General features: G+C 74.1%; 13 protein-coding genes. 6 read left to right on the forward strand and 7 right to left on the reverse strand.

Annotation, left to right across the window (positions count from 1 at the left end; translation table 11 throughout):
• Positions 1 to 305 precede the first annotated feature (305 nt).
• Genes OOT42_RS16260 through OOT42_RS16280 form a run of 5 tightly spaced genes read right to left on the reverse strand, consistent with a single transcriptional unit; the run spans position 306 to position 8,487 of the window.
• Positions 306 to 1,511, reverse strand: a complete 1,206-nt coding sequence (locus OOT42_RS16260) for a nitrate/nitrite transporter (protein WP_273652200.1) — start codon at positions 1,509 to 1,511, stop codon at positions 306 to 308.
• Positions 1,508 to 2,269 carry a respiratory nitrate reductase subunit gamma gene (gene narI / locus OOT42_RS16265; RefSeq protein WP_273652201.1) on the reverse strand — a complete coding sequence of 254 codons (762 nt, stop codon included), beginning with the start codon at positions 2,267 to 2,269 and terminating at the stop codon, positions 1,508 to 1,510. The genes OOT42_RS16260 and narI overlap by 4 nt, the downstream gene beginning before the upstream one ends.
• Positions 2,269 to 2,997 (reverse strand): nitrate reductase molybdenum cofactor assembly chaperone, encoded by a 729-nt coding sequence (narJ, locus tag OOT42_RS16270; protein WP_273652202.1) that lies wholly within the window; start codon positions 2,995 to 2,997, stop codon positions 2,269 to 2,271. The genes narI and narJ overlap by 1 nt, the downstream gene beginning before the upstream one ends.
• Positions 2,994 to 4,736 (reverse strand): nitrate reductase subunit beta, encoded by a 1,743-nt coding sequence (gene narH / locus OOT42_RS16275; protein WP_273652203.1) that lies wholly within the window; start codon positions 4,734 to 4,736, stop codon positions 2,994 to 2,996. Before narH ends, narJ begins: the two co-directional genes overlap by 4 nt.
• A gap of 37 nt (positions 4,737 to 4,773) precedes the next feature.
• Positions 4,774 to 8,487, reverse strand: coding sequence for a nitrate reductase subunit alpha (locus OOT42_RS16280; protein ID WP_273652204.1), 3,714 nt, complete (start codon positions 8,485 to 8,487; stop codon positions 4,774 to 4,776).
• Between the two features lie 10 nt (positions 8,488 to 8,497).
• On the opposite strand from OOT42_RS16280, the gene OOT42_RS16285 reads away from it, so the two are divergent.
• The 3 genes from OOT42_RS16285 to OOT42_RS16295 all read left to right on the forward strand — a co-directional run bounded on the left by OOT42_RS16285 (position 8,498) and on the right by OOT42_RS16295 (position 10,845).
• Positions 8,498 to 8,695: a hypothetical protein gene (locus tag OOT42_RS16285; RefSeq protein WP_273652205.1), complete on the forward strand. Its 198-nt coding sequence runs from the start codon at positions 8,498 to 8,500 to the stop codon at positions 8,693 to 8,695.
• A 224-nt stretch (positions 8,696 to 8,919) separates the two neighbouring features.
• On the forward strand, positions 8,920 to 10,422 hold the full coding sequence (locus OOT42_RS16290; protein WP_273652206.1) for an MDR family MFS transporter: 1,503 nt from the start codon (positions 8,920 to 8,922) through the stop codon (positions 10,420 to 10,422).
• A 30-nt stretch (positions 10,423 to 10,452) separates the two neighbouring features.
• Positions 10,453 to 10,845 carry a hypothetical protein gene (locus tag OOT42_RS16295; RefSeq protein WP_273652207.1) on the forward strand — a complete coding sequence of 131 codons (393 nt, stop codon included), beginning with the start codon at positions 10,453 to 10,455 and terminating at the stop codon, positions 10,843 to 10,845.
• A 54-nt stretch (positions 10,846 to 10,899) separates the two neighbouring features.
• Here the strand turns inward: OOT42_RS16295 and OOT42_RS16300 are convergent, their stop codons facing one another.
• Complete coding sequence (locus tag OOT42_RS16300) at positions 10,900 to 11,847, reverse strand: AraC family transcriptional regulator (RefSeq protein ID WP_273652208.1); 948 nt, start codon at positions 11,845 to 11,847, stop codon at positions 10,900 to 10,902.
• Between the two features lie 107 nt (positions 11,848 to 11,954).
• Here OOT42_RS16300 and OOT42_RS16305 point away from each other — a divergent pair, with 107 nt between their 5' ends.
• On the forward strand, positions 11,955 to 12,653 hold the full coding sequence (locus OOT42_RS16305; RefSeq protein WP_273652209.1) for a class I SAM-dependent methyltransferase: 699 nt from the start codon (positions 11,955 to 11,957) through the stop codon (positions 12,651 to 12,653).
• 39 nt (positions 12,654 to 12,692) lie between these two features.
• Here OOT42_RS16305 and OOT42_RS16310 read toward each other — a convergent pair whose 3' ends face one another.
• Complete coding sequence (locus OOT42_RS16310) at positions 12,693 to 13,349, reverse strand: hypothetical protein (protein ID WP_273652210.1); 657 nt, start codon at positions 13,347 to 13,349, stop codon at positions 12,693 to 12,695.
• A 61-nt stretch (positions 13,350 to 13,410) separates the two neighbouring features.
• Here OOT42_RS16310 and OOT42_RS16315 point away from each other — a divergent pair, with 61 nt between their 5' ends.
• The gene (locus OOT42_RS16315; RefSeq protein WP_273652211.1) at positions 13,411 to 14,169 is read left to right on the forward strand and encodes a class I SAM-dependent methyltransferase; all 759 of its coding nucleotides are present in this window, start codon (positions 13,411 to 13,413) and stop codon (positions 14,167 to 14,169) included.
• Between the two features lie 17 nt (positions 14,170 to 14,186).
• On the forward strand, positions 14,187 to 14,915 hold the full coding sequence (locus OOT42_RS16320; protein ID WP_273652212.1) for a GNAT family N-acetyltransferase: 729 nt from the start codon (positions 14,187 to 14,189) through the stop codon (positions 14,913 to 14,915).
• The last annotated feature ends 64 nt before the right edge of the window (positions 14,916 to 14,979 follow it).

A 14,979-nucleotide genomic window follows, 5' to 3' on the forward strand; every position in this document is an offset into this window, starting at 1 on the left:
ACCCGCGGTCCTCCCGCGTCGTCATGCGGTTCTCCCGCCGTCCGGGCCGGGCCGGGGAGGTCGTCGGCCGACCCACGGCGCGGGCCGTCGACGTGCCCGCAGACGACAGGAGCGGGACGGTTCCGAAGACCCGTCCCGCTCCTGGGAAGTCAAAACGGTGCGCACCGCGCAGGGGGCAGGCGATGCGCACCGTCGAGTACGAGTGTGCGCCATGAGGGGCCTCCTGGTCAAACGTCCAGGCCAGGCCGACGGGCGGTTTTCACACGATCGGGTCTGCCGTTGCTCGGGCACCTCGATCGGTCGTGTCACGCTACCCGGTCCTCGCGCTTCAGGCGCAGCAGGACGAACAGGAACGACACGATCGCGGTGGCCGACAGGAGCAGCAGCCCGACCGTGTAGGAGTGCGTCGCCTCGTCGTAGGTGGCGCCCATGACCAGCGGCGGGAAGTACCCGCCGAGACCACCCGCGGCGCCGACGATGCCGGACACGGCACCGACCCGGTCGGCGGGCGCGCGGCGCGCGACCCACGCGAACACGCCGCCCGTGCCGATGCCGAGGAAGAACGCCATGAGCACGAACTCGGTGCCGGCGGGGACCTCCGGGACGGGCTTGAACGACAGCAGCACGGCCATGACGGCGGCGCCCGCGAGGGACACCAGCACGATGGGCTTGGGGTGCACGCGGTCGGACAGGATGCCGCCGATCGGGCGCGCGATCACGGCGGCGATCGCGAACCCGGCGGTGCGCGCGCCGGCGTCGGCGAGGTCGTAGCCGTAGACGTCGGACAGGTACGTCGGCAGGTAGGTGGAGAACGCGACGAACCCGCCGAACGTCACCGCGTACAGGAACGACATCTGCCAGGTCACGGGCAGCTTGATCGCCGCGCGCAGCTTCGGGACGACGGGCTGCGTCGACGGCTTCCACGCGGGCGCGTCGCGCGTGACCGTGAGCACGACGAACCCGGTGACCGCGAGCGCGACCGCGACGAGGACGTGCGTCGTCACGTACCCGAACGAGTTGACGAGGCGCGGGGTGAAGAACGACGACAGCGCCGTGCCGCCCATGCCGATGCCGAAGATGCCGGTCGCGAACCCGCGGCGGGCGGGCTCGTACCACGCGTTGACGAAGGGGATGCCCGCGGCGAACGTCGTGCCGGCGATGCCGAGCAGGAAGCCGAAGACGAGGAGCAGGACGTACGACTCCTGCTCCCCCGCGAACGCGACGAGCAGCACGGGGACGATCGAGATCAGGGACAGCACGCCGAGCATGCGGCGGCCCCCGACGCGGTCGGTGAGCGCGCCGACGGGGATGCGCCCGACGGCACCGACGAGCACCGGTGTCGCGACGAGGAGCGACTTCTCGGTCGACGACAGCCCGAGCTCCTCGGTGTACCGCGCGGCGAGCGGGCCGACGAGGTTCCAGGCCCAGAACGTGATGGCGAACGTCCACGTCGCGAGGACGAGGTTGAGCGTGCGGCCCGCCACGCGGGTCACGGGTGCCGTCGTGGTCATCGACCCCTCCTCGTGCCTTCGCGGTCACGCGTGCCGACCGGGTCCCAGCCGCGCCGCGGGGCGCTCGCGCCCGGGGTCGGGCGGGCGTCCCGGCTGCGGTACACGACGTACGGGCGGAACAGGTAGTGGAACGGCGCGGTGAACGCGTGCACGAGGCGCGTGAACGGGAAGATCGCGACGAGCGCGAGGCCGACCAGGGTGTGCCACTGGAACGACGCGGGCGCGGCCGCCATCGACGCGACGTCGGGCTGGAGGACGAACAGCGACCGGAACCAGGGGGCGACGGTCTCGCGGTAGTTGTGCGCCTCGTGGCCCGCGCCGACCGAGTTGAGCGTGGTCCACAGGCCCAGCACGATCGCGGCGACGAGCGCGACGTACATCGTCTTGTCGTTCTTCGTCGTCGCCATGAAGACGGGTCCGGTGCGGCGCCGCCGGTAGACGAGGATCGCGACGCCGACGAGCGTGCAGAAGCCCGCGATGCCCCCGATGATCAGGGCCATCGCGTGGTACGCCTCCTGCGACAGCCCGGCCGCGTCGGTCCACGACTGCGGGATCACGAGGCCGCCGACGTGCCCGACGATGACGAACACGAGCCCGAAGTGGAACAGCGGGCTGCCGATCCGCAGCAGGCGCGACTCGTAGAGCTGCGACGAGCGCGTCGTCCAGCCGAACTGGTCGTACCGGTACCGCCAGATCGTCCCGCCGACGAGCGTGACGATCGCGAGGTACGGGACGACGCCCCACAGCAGCACGTCCATCAGCGGCTCCCCCCGGTCGGTGCGGACGCGGTCCCGAGGACGCCGGCGGTGCCGCCGGCTCCCCCGCCCGCGAGCGGCAGCAGCCGCGGGTCGGCGGCGTCCAGCCCGACGGACTCGCGGGGCGGCCCGGCTGCCGCCATCGCGTGCACGGCGGCGCGGTCACGCGGCGACTCCCCCGGCAGCGTCGCGCAGACCGCGGTGAGGACCCCGGCCCACGGGCTCCCCGACTCGACGAGCGCGAGCCGCACGAGCTCGAGGCTCGGCCGGTACTCCTGGAGCAGCGCGGGACCGTCGACGGGGTCCGCGACGGCGGCGTACTCGAGCACGAGCGGGACGTGGTCGGGCAGCTCGCCGCGGGTGTCGACGAGCATCCCCGACGCGCGGTAGCGGGCCTTGAACGCCGCGAGCACCTCGCCGCGGCGGCGCGTGTCGCCGTCGGTCCAGTACGACAGGTAGAGCGTCTGGCGACCGGACAGGTCGAACGCGTCGACGTAGGCGCGCTGGAGGTCGGCGAGCGGCGTCGTCGCGGCGTGGTCGAGGAACGCGCGCAGGCCGTCGCGCGCGGGTCCGGCGGGCAGCTCGTCGACGGCCGCCACGAGCAGCGGGAGCCGGTCGACGAGGTCGTCGTCGGGGTACGCGAGGCACCACGACGCGACCTGGTGCACGACGCGCGCGGACGTGCGCCGCTCCGACGACCCGCGACGACCGCGCACGAGCGGCCCCCTCACGACCGTGTCCCCGTCACGCCCGGGTCGACGCCCGGCCCGTCGTCGGCGCCACCCGTCGCGCCCGGCCCGGGCGCCGTGGCCCGCCCGCCCGACGACGGGAACAGGCCCGGCGGGGTCCCCTTGCCGTCCCAGTTGAGCAGGTTGACCCGCCCGTGCATCTCGGACGGCGTCGCGACCCCGTCGGACGTCTGCCGCTGCTTGAGCGCGTGGAACGTCTCGACCGCGACGGGCACGGGCCGGCCGGACGCCTCGCCGAACGGCGCCTGCTCGTACATGCCGGGGCCCTCGTCGTAGTCGAGCGAGCAGCCGAGCTCCTCGAGCTCGTGCCCGCGCTCCTCGTGGGCCTTCGGGATGACGTACCGCTCGTCGTACTTGGCGATCGCGAGCAGCCGGTACATCGCGTACATGAGCTGCCCGGTCATGCCGACGGACGCGGGGATCCGCTCGTCGGCGTCCTCGTCGAGCGTGATGCCGCGCAGGTAGCCGCGCATCGCGGCGAGCCGGCGCAGGACGCCGGTGACGACGTCGGTGTCGCCCGCGGTGAACAGCGACGCGAGGTACTCGACGGGGATGCGCAGCGCGTCGATCGCGCCGAACAGGTTGCCGTGGTCCTCGGCGTCGTGCCCCTGCTCGCGCAGCAGGTCGACGACGGGCGACAGCGGCGGGACGTACCAGACCATGGGCATCGTCCGGTACTCGGGGTGCAGCGGGAGGGCCACGCGGTAGGTCTTGGCGAGCGCGTAGACGGGTGAGCGCCGCGCGGCGTCCATCCAGTCGGCGGGGATGCCCTGGTCACGTGCCGCGGCGACCACCGCGGGGTCGTTCGGGTCGAGCATGAGGTCGAGCTGCGCCTCGTAGAGGTCCTGGTCGTCCGGGACGGACGCGGCCTCGGTGACGCGGTCGGCGTCGTAGAGGACGAGCCCGATGTACCGCAGCCGCCCGACGCACGTCTCCGAGCAGACCGTCGGCAGCCCCACCTCGACGCGCGGGTAGCAGAACGTGCACTTCTCGGCCTTGCCGGTCTTGTGGTTGAAGTAGATCTTCTTGTACGGGCAGCCGGTCACGCACTGGCGCCAGCCGCGGCAGCGGTCCTGGTCGACGAGGACGATGCCGTCCTCGGCCCGCTTGTAGATCGCACCCGACGGGCAGGACGCCATGCACGACGGGTTGAGGCAGTGCTCGCAGATCCGCGGCAGGTACATCATGAACGTCTTCTCGAGCTCGAACCGGATGCGGTCCTCCGACTGGGCGCGCACCTTCGCGACCATCGGGTCGAGGTGTCCCAGCTCCGCGGTGCCGCCCAGGTTGTCGTCCCAGTTGGCCGACCAGCGGATCTTGGTGTCCTCGCCGGTGATGAGGGACTTGGGGCGCGCGACGGGGAAGTCGTCGCCGAGCGGCGCGTCGACGAGGTTCTCGTAGTCGTACGTCCACGGCTCGTAGTAGTCCTCGAGCTTCGGCTGGACGGGGCTCGCGAAGATCGTCAGGAGCTTCTTGACGCGGCCGCCGGCCTTGAGCGTCAGCCGCCCGCGCTTGTTGAGCGTCCACCCGCCGCGCCACTGCTCCTGGTCCTCGTACCGCCGGGGGTAGCCCTGCCCGGGGCGGGTCTCGACGTTGTTGAACCACACGTACTCGACGCCCGCGCGGTTCGTCCACGCCTGCTTGCAGGTGACCGAGCACGTGTGGCACCCGATGCACTTGTCGAGGTTCATGACCATCGCCATCTGCGCCATGACCCTCATGAGCCGGCCCTCCGCTGGACCTCCGGTGCCGCGAGCATCAGTACTCCACCTCCTGCGAGCGGCGGCGGATCGTCGCCACGATGTCCCGTTGGTTGCCGGTGGGGCCGAGGTAGTTGAACGTGTAGGACAGCTGTGCGTAGCCGCCGACGAGGTGCGTGGGCTTGACCAGCAGGCGTGTCACGGAGTTGTGGATGCCGCCGCGCCGCCCGGTCTTCTCCGACTTCGGGACGTCGATCGTGCGCTCCTGCGCGTGGTGCACGAACACGACGCCCTGCGGCAGGCGGTGGCTGACGATGGCCCGCGCGACGAACACGCCGTTCGCGTTGACGCACTCGATCCAGTCGTTGTCCTGGGCGCCGATGATCGCGGCGTCCTGCACCGACACCCAGCAGACGGGGCCGCCGCGCGACAGCGACAGCATGAGCAGGTTGTCCTGGTACTCGGAGTGGATCGACCACTTGTTGTGGGGCGTCAGGTACCGCACGGTGACCTGCGCGTCGCCGTCCGGCCCGAGCCGGGGTTCGCCGAGCAGTCGGTGCAGGTCGAGCGGCGGGCGGTAGATCGGCAGCGCCTCGCCGAGGTCCGTCATCCAGTCGTGGTCGAGGAAGAAGTGCATGCGCCCGGTGAGCGTGTGCCACGGCTTGAGCCGCTCGACGTTGACGGTGAACGGCGCGTACCGGCGGCCGCCCGTCTCCGACCCCGACCACTCGGGCGACGTGATGACCGGCACCGGGCGGGCCTGGGTGTCGGCGAACGTGATCCGCTTCTCCTCCGACCCCTCCGCGAGGTCGGCGAGCGGCTTGCCGACCCGACGCTCGAGCGACCGGAAGCCCTGCGTGGCGAGCTCGCCGTTCGTCGTGCCGGACAGGGACAGGATCGCCTCGGCGAGCTTGACGTCGGTGTCGAGCGCCGGCCGCCCGTCGCCCGCGCCGCCGAGCATCACGCCGTTGAGCCGCCCGAGCCGGTCGACCTCGTGCTCGAGCCGGTAGGTGACGTTCTTGATCGTGAACCCGAGCCGGTCCGCGAGCGGGCCGAGCGAGCCGAGCTTGTCCGCGATCGCCGTGTAGTCCCGCTCGACGACCTGCAGGAGCGGCAGGTTGACGCCGGGCTGCGGCGCGATCTCGCCGCTCGCCCAGTCCCGCGCCCGGCCGCCGACGTGACCGGCCGCCTCACCGGGGGTGTCGTGCTGCACGGGCACGCTCACGACGTCGTACCGCGTCCCGAGGTGGGTGCGCGCGAGCTCGGAGAACCGACGTGCGACCAGGTGGAACGCGTCGAAGTCCGAGCGGGCCTCCCACGGCGGGTCGATCGCCGGGGTGAACGCGTGGACGAACGGGTGCATGTCCGTCGAGGACAGGTCGTACTTCTCGTACCAGGTCGCGGCCGGGAGGACGACGTCCGACAGCAGCGTCGTCGACGTCATGCGGAAGTCCGCGCTGACCAGCAGGTCGAGCTTCCCCTCGGGCACGCCGTCGCGCCACGTCACGTCCCGCGGCCGCACGTCGGCCGGCTCGGCCGTGACGTTCGAGTGCGTGCCGAGCAGGTAGCGCAGGAAGTACTCGTTGCCCTTGGCCGACGACCCCAGCAGGTTCGCGCGCCAGAGGATCAGCGTGCGCGGCCAGTTCTCGGGCGCGTCGACGTCCTCGACGGCGAACTTCACGCGGCGGTCCGCGATGCGCTCGACCAGGGCGGCCGTCGCGTCGGGCGCCTCGCCGGCGTCGGCGGCCGCGCGCACCTCGTCGGCCAGGTCCAGCGGGTTGCGGTCGAACTGCGGGTAGAACGGCATCCACCCGAGCCGCGCGGACTGCGCGATCGTGTCCGCGGTGTGCATGCCCGCCAGGTGCCCCTCGGCGAGCGGCGACGCGAGCGCGTCGGCGCGGTAGCCGTCGAACCGCCACTGGTCGGTGTGCATGTACCAGTACGACGTGCCCGTCATGGTCCGCGGCGGCCGCGACCAGTCGAGCGCGTTCGCGAGCGAGAGCCACCCCGTGAGTGGCCGGCACTTCTCCTGCCCGACGTAGTGCGCCCAGCCGCCGCCGTTGCGGCCGAAGCACCCGGTGAGGGCCAGCAGCGCGAGCACCGCCCGGTACGTCGCGTCGCCGTGGAACCACTGGCAGATGCCCGCGCCCATGATGATCATCGACCGGCCGCGCGACTTCTCCGCGTTCGCCGCGAACTCGCGGGCGATCCGCGCGCACGCCGCCGCGGGGACCGACGTGATCGCCTCCTGCCACGCGGGCGTGTAGGGGGTGTCGGCGTCGTCGTAGCCCGCCGCCCATGCGCCCGGCAGTCCGTCCCTGCCGACGCCGTACTGCGCGAGCATGAGGTCGTAGACGGTCGTGACGAGGTGGTCGCCGACGCGCCGCGCGGGGACGCCGCGGTGCAGGACCGAGCCGGAGCCGTCGGGCTGGTCGAACACGGGCAGCAGCACGGGGACCGGCTCCGCGGCCGTCGTCCCGGCGTCGGCCGCCGACAGCGCCGGGTCGACGCCCTCGAGGTCGAGGTTCCACCGCCCCTCGCCCGACTCGGTGTAGCGGAACCCCATCGACCCGTTCGGCACGACGGGCCGCCCGGTCGCCGCGTCGAGCAGGACCGTCTTCCAGTCGTCGCCCTCGCCGCCGGGGACCGCCCCCGGCAGGTCCGACGCCCGCAAGAATTTCGATGGGACGTACCCGCCCTCGGCGTGCTCGGTCAGCGTCACCAGGAACGGCAGGTCCGTGTACTGCTTGACGTAGTCGCGGAAGAACGGCACCTCGCGGTCGACGAGGAACTCGCGCAGCACGACGTGCCCCATCGCCATCGCGAGCGCCGCGTCCGTCCCCGCCTGCGCGGGCAGCCACTCGTCGGCGAACTTCGTGTTGTCCGCGTAGTCCGGCGACACGGTGACGACCTTGGTGCCGCGGTAGCGGACCTCCGCCATCCAGTGCGCGTCGGGCGTGCGCGTCACCGGGACGTTCGAGCCCCACATCATCAGATAGGTCGCGTCCCACCAGTCGCCCGACTCGGGGACGTCCGTCTGGTCGCCGAACATCTGCGGGCTCGCGACGGGGAGGTCCGCGTACCAGTCGTAGAACGACGTCATGACGCCGCCGATGAGCTGCACGAACCGCGTCCCGACGCAGTGCGACACGATCGACATCGCCGGGATCGGCGAGAACCCCGCACAGCGGTCGGGGCCGTACGTCTTGATCGTGTGCACGTGGCCCGCGGCCACCATCTCGACGGCCTCGTCCCATCCCACCCGCACGAGCCCGCCCTTGCCGCGCGCCTGCTGGTAGCGCCGCCGGCGCTCCGGGTCCCCGACGACGTCCGCCCACGCGAGCACCGGGTCCTTCAGGCGAGCCTTCGCCTCGCGGTACATCTCGACGAGCACGCCGCGCGCGTAGGGGTACCGGACGCGGGTCGGCGAGTACGTGTACCAGGAGAAGGCCGCTCCGCGCGGGCAGCCCCGCGGCTCGTAGTCCGGGCGGTCCGGCCCCGGCGACGGGTAGTCCGTCTGCTGGGCCTCCCACGTGATGATCCCGTCCTTGACGTAGACCTTCCACGAGCACGACCCGGTGCAGTTCACGCCGTGCGTCGAACGGACCACCTTGTCGTGGCGCCATCGGTCCCGGTAGAACGCGTCGCCGCGCCGGCCGCCCTCGCGGAACACCGCGCGGCCGTCCGCCGTCTCGTCCCACCGCGTGAAGAAGCGCCCTGCCTGCAGGAGCGCGTCGGTCGCAGGTCCGTCGAGTCGAGCCCCATCGCCCATGGCCCCGACCATGCCGGAGCCTGCCGACGGTCGCCACCGGAGCGTGCTCGCGGAGGGCGAGCGGCACGGCCTGCGGTCGCGCGCCGAGGGGCACCGGGTCGACCGGGGCCACCAGGTGATGGACCCCGTGCTGGTCGCCGGGCCGTGGGTGCTCGCCGCCGCCGGTGCGGTGCTCGTCGTGCGCGCGCTGCGCCGCCGGACCGCCTGAGGGCCGCCCGGCCCGGGTGACGTGCCCGTCCGCGGGAAGCAGCGGGCGGGCCGATGAGTTGTGGCGTGGTGGGCGGTCGGTCAGGGAGAGGCCCGTCTGCCGGTGGCGTATTTGCGTCGACCGTGTCAGACCCCTCGACAAGACTGGACGCTCCGCCGTCGACGCCGCTCGCGTCGACGCGTGCGACACCACTCCCGACCGTCCCCCGGAAGCCAGGTGCCCCTGTGACCGAGACCTCCACCGCCGCCGCGCGCGACGAGACCGCCCCCGGCGGACCGTCCGCCGCGCCGGTCGCCGCCGCCGACCGGATGAACCCGCGCGACCGCCTCGCGGTCACGGTCCTGCTCGTCTCGACGTTCGTCGTGATCCTCAACGAGACGATCATGGGCGTCGCGCTGCCGCGCCTCATGGCGGACCTGGCGATCACGGCGTCGACGGCGCAGTGGCTCACGACCGCCTTCATGCTGACGATGGCCGTCGTCATCCCGGTGACCGGGTTCGTGCTGCAGCGGATCACGACGCGGCCCGCGTTCCTGCTCGCGATGACGCTGTTCGCGACGGGCACGCTGATCTGCGCGCTCGCGCCCGGGTTCGTCGTGCTGCTCGGCGGGCGGATCGTCCAGGCGACGGGGACGGCGATCATGCTCCCCCTGCTCATGACGACCGTCATGACCGTGACGCCGCCAGCCGCGCGCGGCCGCACGATGGGCAACATCTCCGTCGTCATCTCCGTCGCGCCCGCGATCGGCCCGACGATCTCCGGCCTCATCCTGTCGGTGCTGAGCTGGCGCTGGATGTTCGGGCTGGTCCTGCCGATCGCGGTCGTCGCGATCGTGCTCGGCGCGATGCGCCTGCCGAACGTCACCGAGCCGCGGTACGCCAAGGTCGACGTCACGTCGGTGATCCTGTCCGCGCTCGGGTTCGGCGGGATCGTCTACGGCCTGTCCGGCCTCGGCGAGATCACCGACGGCGGGGTCGCGACGGGCACGTGGATCTCGCTCGGGGTCGGTGCGGTCGCGCTCGTGCTGTTCGTCCTGCGGCAGCGCTCGCTCGCCCGCGTCGACGACGCGCTGCTCGACCTGCGCGTGTTCTCGTCCCGGACGTTCGCGGTGTCGGTCGCCCTGCTCGCCGGGCTCATGGTCTCGCTGTTCGGCGTCATCATCCTGCTGCCGATCTACGCGCAGTCCGTCCTGGGCCTCACGACCCTGCAGACGGGGCTGCTGCTGCTGCCGGGCGGGCTGCTCATGGGCCTGCTCGCGCCGTCCGTCGGGCGCGCGTACGACAAGGTCGGCCCGCGCCCGCTGCTCGTCCCGGGCGCGCTCGCGCTGAGCCTGGCGCTGTGGGGCTTCGTCCTGCTGCAGCCGGACTCCTCGCCGTGGATGCTGCTGGCCGCGCACCTCACGATGTCCGCGGGCCTGGCGCTCATGTTCACGCCGCTGTTCACCTCGGCGCTCGGGTCGCTGCCCGCCGAGCGGTACTCGCACGGGTCCGCGGTCGTCGGCACGCTCCAGCAGGTCGCGGGTGCCGCCGGCACGGCGCTGTTCGTCACCGTGCTCACCGCGCAGTCGATCGCGCTCGCCGAGGGCGGCGCGGGCGAGGTCGCGGCCACCGCGGGCGGCATCCACTCCGCGTTCCTCGTCGGCGCGATCCTGTCGCTCGTCGCGCTCCCGGTCGCCTTCCTGGTGCCGCGCGAGCGCGTCGAGGGCGCGCACGGCGGCGGGCACTGAGCGCCGGGCACTGAGGGGCGGGGTGCACGGATGAGCGGGCTGACGGCCGACTGGATCGAGCACCGGCGCGAGGGCGACCGGGAGCTGCTCGGCTGGATCCGCGTCGACGGCGACGGCTTCGTCGCCGTCGACCGGATCGGCCGCGAGCTCACCGGGGTCGTCGACTGGCACGACGCCGAGGAGACGCTCGACGCGCACGGCCTGCACTGGCTCGCCGACCGGTGGCAGCTCACGCTCGACGACGGGCGCGTCGTGCGCGTGCGGATGTCCGAGGTCGCCGCCGACCGGGTCGTCGTCACGACCGACGACTTCGGTGACGTGAACGCCGTCGTCGAGCGCTACGTCCTGCCGTTCCCCGCGCCCGCGACGCTGCGCCCGTTCGCGGGCGACCCCGGCCTGATCGACGGGCTCGGCGCGCACTGACCGGGCACCGACCGGGCGTCGGGCCGCACGTGCGGTGTGGCGTCGCGGGCCGTCTCAGCGGGCGCCGCGGCGCCACCGTGCCGGGGTCACGCCGTGCTGCTCGCGGAAGCGTCGCACCAGGTAGGCGGCGTCCCGGTGGCCCGTGCGCTCGGCGACGACCGCGACCGGCAGGTCGGTCTCGACGAGCAGCCGGCGCGCCTCGATCATGCGGCGCTCGGTGAGCCACTCGAGGACCGTCCGCCCGGTCCGCTCACGCACGACGGTCGTGAGGTGCCCCGTCGTGTAGCCGAGCGCACGGGCGACGTCCCGCGTCGAGATCGGCTCGCGGAAGCCGGCCTCGACCGCGTCGAGCACAGCCGCCACGAGCGGGTCGGCGCCGCCGTCCGCGGGCGGCCCGACCAGCCGCGCGAGCGACACCAGCAGCAGCGTCAGCGCCGCCGTCGCCGCCTCGTCGGTCGCCGCGAGCGCGGGCGGGTCGCCGTGCGCAGGTGCCTCGCGCGCGAGCACCTGCAACAACGCCTCCCACGTGTCGCGGTCGCCGTCGGGCAGGTGCAGCGTCCGCGGACCGCTCGGTGGCAGGTCGGCGAAGGCCGCGAGCAGGGGGTGGAAGCGCCAGGCCAGGGGGCTCGCGGTCGCACCCGCCACGGCGTCGGCGGTGAAGAACACGACCCACGAGCGCGCGTCCGCGGGATCGTCCGTGGTCGCTCCGCCGACGACCTGACCCGGGGGGACGAGGCAGAGGTCGCCCGGGACGAGCGGCACGGACCGGCCGTCGACGAGCAGCGTCCCCGACCCGCGTGCGACGTGCACGAGCACGAAGAAGTCGTGCGCGTGCGGCACGCCGCCGGGCAGCGCCTGCGGCGAGACCTGGTCGCCGGTGAAGAGCTCGGCACCGACCGGGACGCGTCCCGGGCGCCGGTCGTAGGCGACGACGGGGGCGCCGTCCGCGCGGCGGCGGGCGCGCGTGAAGGGCAGCGGCGTGGCTGCCGAAGAACGTCGCATTCTCCCCGCACTTCCGTCCTGGTCCGCTCCCCGGCGGGGTCGGACGCTGGTGTGAGCCCGGCGGACGGTCTACCACGCCGCCGACGACCAGGAACAGGTGGTGCCCGATGTCCCCGCAGCCCGACGTCCGGCTCGTCGACGACCTCGCCGACGATGCCGTCACTCCCTACCTCCCCCCGACCGGCAGGTCGTCGCTCCTGCCGTTCTACGACCTGCTCAGCACCGTGACCCGCGTGCGCCGCCGGCACGCGCAGCTCGTCGCCCTGGCGGGGATCGCGCCCGGCGACCGCGTGCTCGACCTCGGGTGCGGCACCGGCAACGTCGCGCTGCTGGTCGCCCGGACGGTCCCCGGGACGGTCGTCACGGGCCTCGACCCGGACCTGCCCGCGCTGCGTCGCGCGACCCGCAAGGCGCGCCGGGCGCGCGTGCCGCTCACGTGGGTGCGCGGGTACGGGCAGCGGATCCCGCTGGCCGACGCGAGCGTCGACCACGTCGTGTCGTCGCTCGCGCTGCACCACGTGCCCGACGCCGACCGTGCCGCGACCGCGGCCGAGGTCGCGCGGGTCCTGCGGCCGGGCGGCACGGTGACGGTCCTCGACTTCGGGGGCGGTGCGCACGGCGGCCACTCGGCCGTGCGGGCGCACCTGCCGCGGTTCGGCCCGGCCGTCGCGGACCGCGTCCGGGCCAACCTCGACGACGGGATCGTGCGGATGCTCGCGGGTGCGGGGCTGGTCGACGCGCGCGAGGTCGAGCACGGCCGCCTCGCGGGTGCGGAGATCACGTTCGTGCAGGCGCGCAGGGCCTGACGCGCGGCGCCGCTCGTCTCCCGTGCGCGGCTCGCCCGGTCAGCCCGCCGACCGCGCCGCGTCGGCGCCCGGCACCCCGTCGGGGGCACCGGACGGGCGCTCGATCGTCGTGCGGACCGCGGTGACCGTCGGGCGGCGGGGCACGGACGAGAACCCGAACGCGACGGGCGGCACGGCGGCCTGCAGGTCCCCGCACGGCGTGCCGCCCCACGTGACGCGGGCGTCGACGACGCGGTGCTGGTCGGTCGCGCCGTACCACTCGCGGCGTCCGGCGCCGGCGCTGCCGCGGGTCCGGACGCCGGGCAGCAGGGCGCGGGCGACGGGGTCGGCGAGCGTCGCGAACGCGCGGGACCGGGCGAGCGGCCGTGGCACCGCGCGCAGCAGCCGGCCGAGCGGGGTGCGGTCGCCGATCGTGACGTCGGCCGTGAGCGGACCGGCGTCGACGAGCCAGCGCCGACCGGTCGGGTCGCACGTCACGCGGACCGGCACCAGCTCGACCTCGTCGAACTCGTACGTCGCGGCGATCTCGTCCGCGACGTCGCGGTGCGGCGCGAGCAGAGTCCTGCGGCCCGACGCGTCCTGGGTCATGACGTCCGCGAACGGCGGCCACGGCGAGCGCAGCCAGCGGCCGATCACCACGCGGCGGCCGTCGGCCGTCGCGAGCCCGAGGATGTGGCCGTCGTAGCGGTCGAGCACGCCTCAGTGTCGCCGCGTGCGGCTCCGGTCGCGCGCGGGCGGCCGGGCATACGCTGCCCCCGTGCCCGACCCGATGCACTTCGACGGCATGGCGGACCTCTACGACCGGGCGCGGCCGCCCTACCCCGACGCGTTGTGGGAGCGCCTGCGTGCGCTCGGCGTGCTCGGTCCCGGGACGCGCGTGGTCGAGCTCGGCGCGGGGTCGGGTCTCGCGACGGCGCCCCTGGTCGCGGCGGGGGCGCGCGTCACGGCCGTCGAGCCCGGCCCGGCGCTGGCCGACCTGCTGCGGCGGCGGGTCCCGGAGACGACGGTGCTGGTCGGGACCGCGGAGTCCGTGCCGCTCGACGACGCGGCGTTCGACCTCGCGGTGGTGGCGACGGCCGTGCACTGGCTGGACCTCGACGTCGTCCTGCCCCGGCTGCACCGCGCCCTGGTCCCCGGCGGCCACCTCGCGGTGTGGCGGCACGTGTTCGGCGACCCGGCGGCGGCACCCACCCCGTTCCGCGAGCGCGTCGCCGGCATCGTCCGTGCCCGCGGGGACGTCCCACCGCGACCGGGTCCGACCGAGGTCGACACGGCGGGATGGGTCGCGCGGCTGACCGCGGGCGGCTGGTTCGCGCTGCGTGCCGTCGAGGAGCTGCGGTGGTCCGTCGGCCTCGACGCCGAGCAGGTGCGCGACCTGTTCACGACCTTCAGCGAGTGGTCGGCCGAGGAGGCCGACGCGGCCGGGCGCGCGGTGCTGGACCTCGGCGGCCGCGTCACGGAGCACTACCTGACGCCGCTGCTGGTGCTGGGCCGCGCCGAGGTGCCCGACCGCTGAGTGCGAGGATCGTCGCCATGGAGCAGGACCGCGCGCAGGAGCCCGCACCGCCCGTCGGGCAGGTCGTCGAGCGGAGCCTCGCGGAGCTGACGGACGCCGAGGTCGACGAGGTGTACCGGCGGCTGCTGGTGCCGACGTTCCGACCCGAGGAGCTCGTGACGCTCGGCGAGGTGCGCGCGACGTTCACCGGGCCGGACGCGCAGCCGTCGGACGTCGTGCTGGCCGACGGCCGGCCGGTGGGCGTCATGCTGGGCACCTGGTACGCCGGCCGCCGCGCGCTGCTGCTCACGTACCTCGCGCTCGACCCGTCGGCGCGGGGGCTCGGCCTCGGCGGGAGGCTGGTGCGCGAGGTGCTCCCGCGGTGGGTCGCCGCGTCCCCGGGGGCGCTCGTCGTGGCCGAGGTGGACGACCCGCGCGCCTGGGCGGCCGACGCGACGCAGGGCGACCCGGTCGCGCGGCTGCGGTTCTACGGCCGGCACGGTGCGCGGCTCGTGCCGCTCCCCTACGTGCAGCCGTCGCTGCGCCCGGGCGCGCCGCGCGTCGACGGGATGCTGCTGCTGCGGCTCGACGCCACGCCGGGCCTGACGGGCGACGTCCTCGCGACGTTCCTCGCGGACTACTACGTGGATGCGGAGGGACCGGCCGCACCGGCGGACCCGCAGGTCGCGGCTCTGCTGGCCGCGGCGCGGGCGCTCGACCTCGACGCGCTGTGGCCCGTGGACCGCTGGGCGGACGTCGACCGCTGAGCGTCCGCGGGCGACGTCATCGGCTGACGGGCCGGGTGCGTGTCGGCGCACCCGGCCCGTCAGG

Origin of the sequence: Cellulomonas fimi, assembly GCF_028583725.1 — a bacterium.
Classification (GTDB): Bacteria; Actinomycetota; Actinomycetes; order Actinomycetales; family Cellulomonadaceae; genus Cellulomonas; species Cellulomonas fimi_B.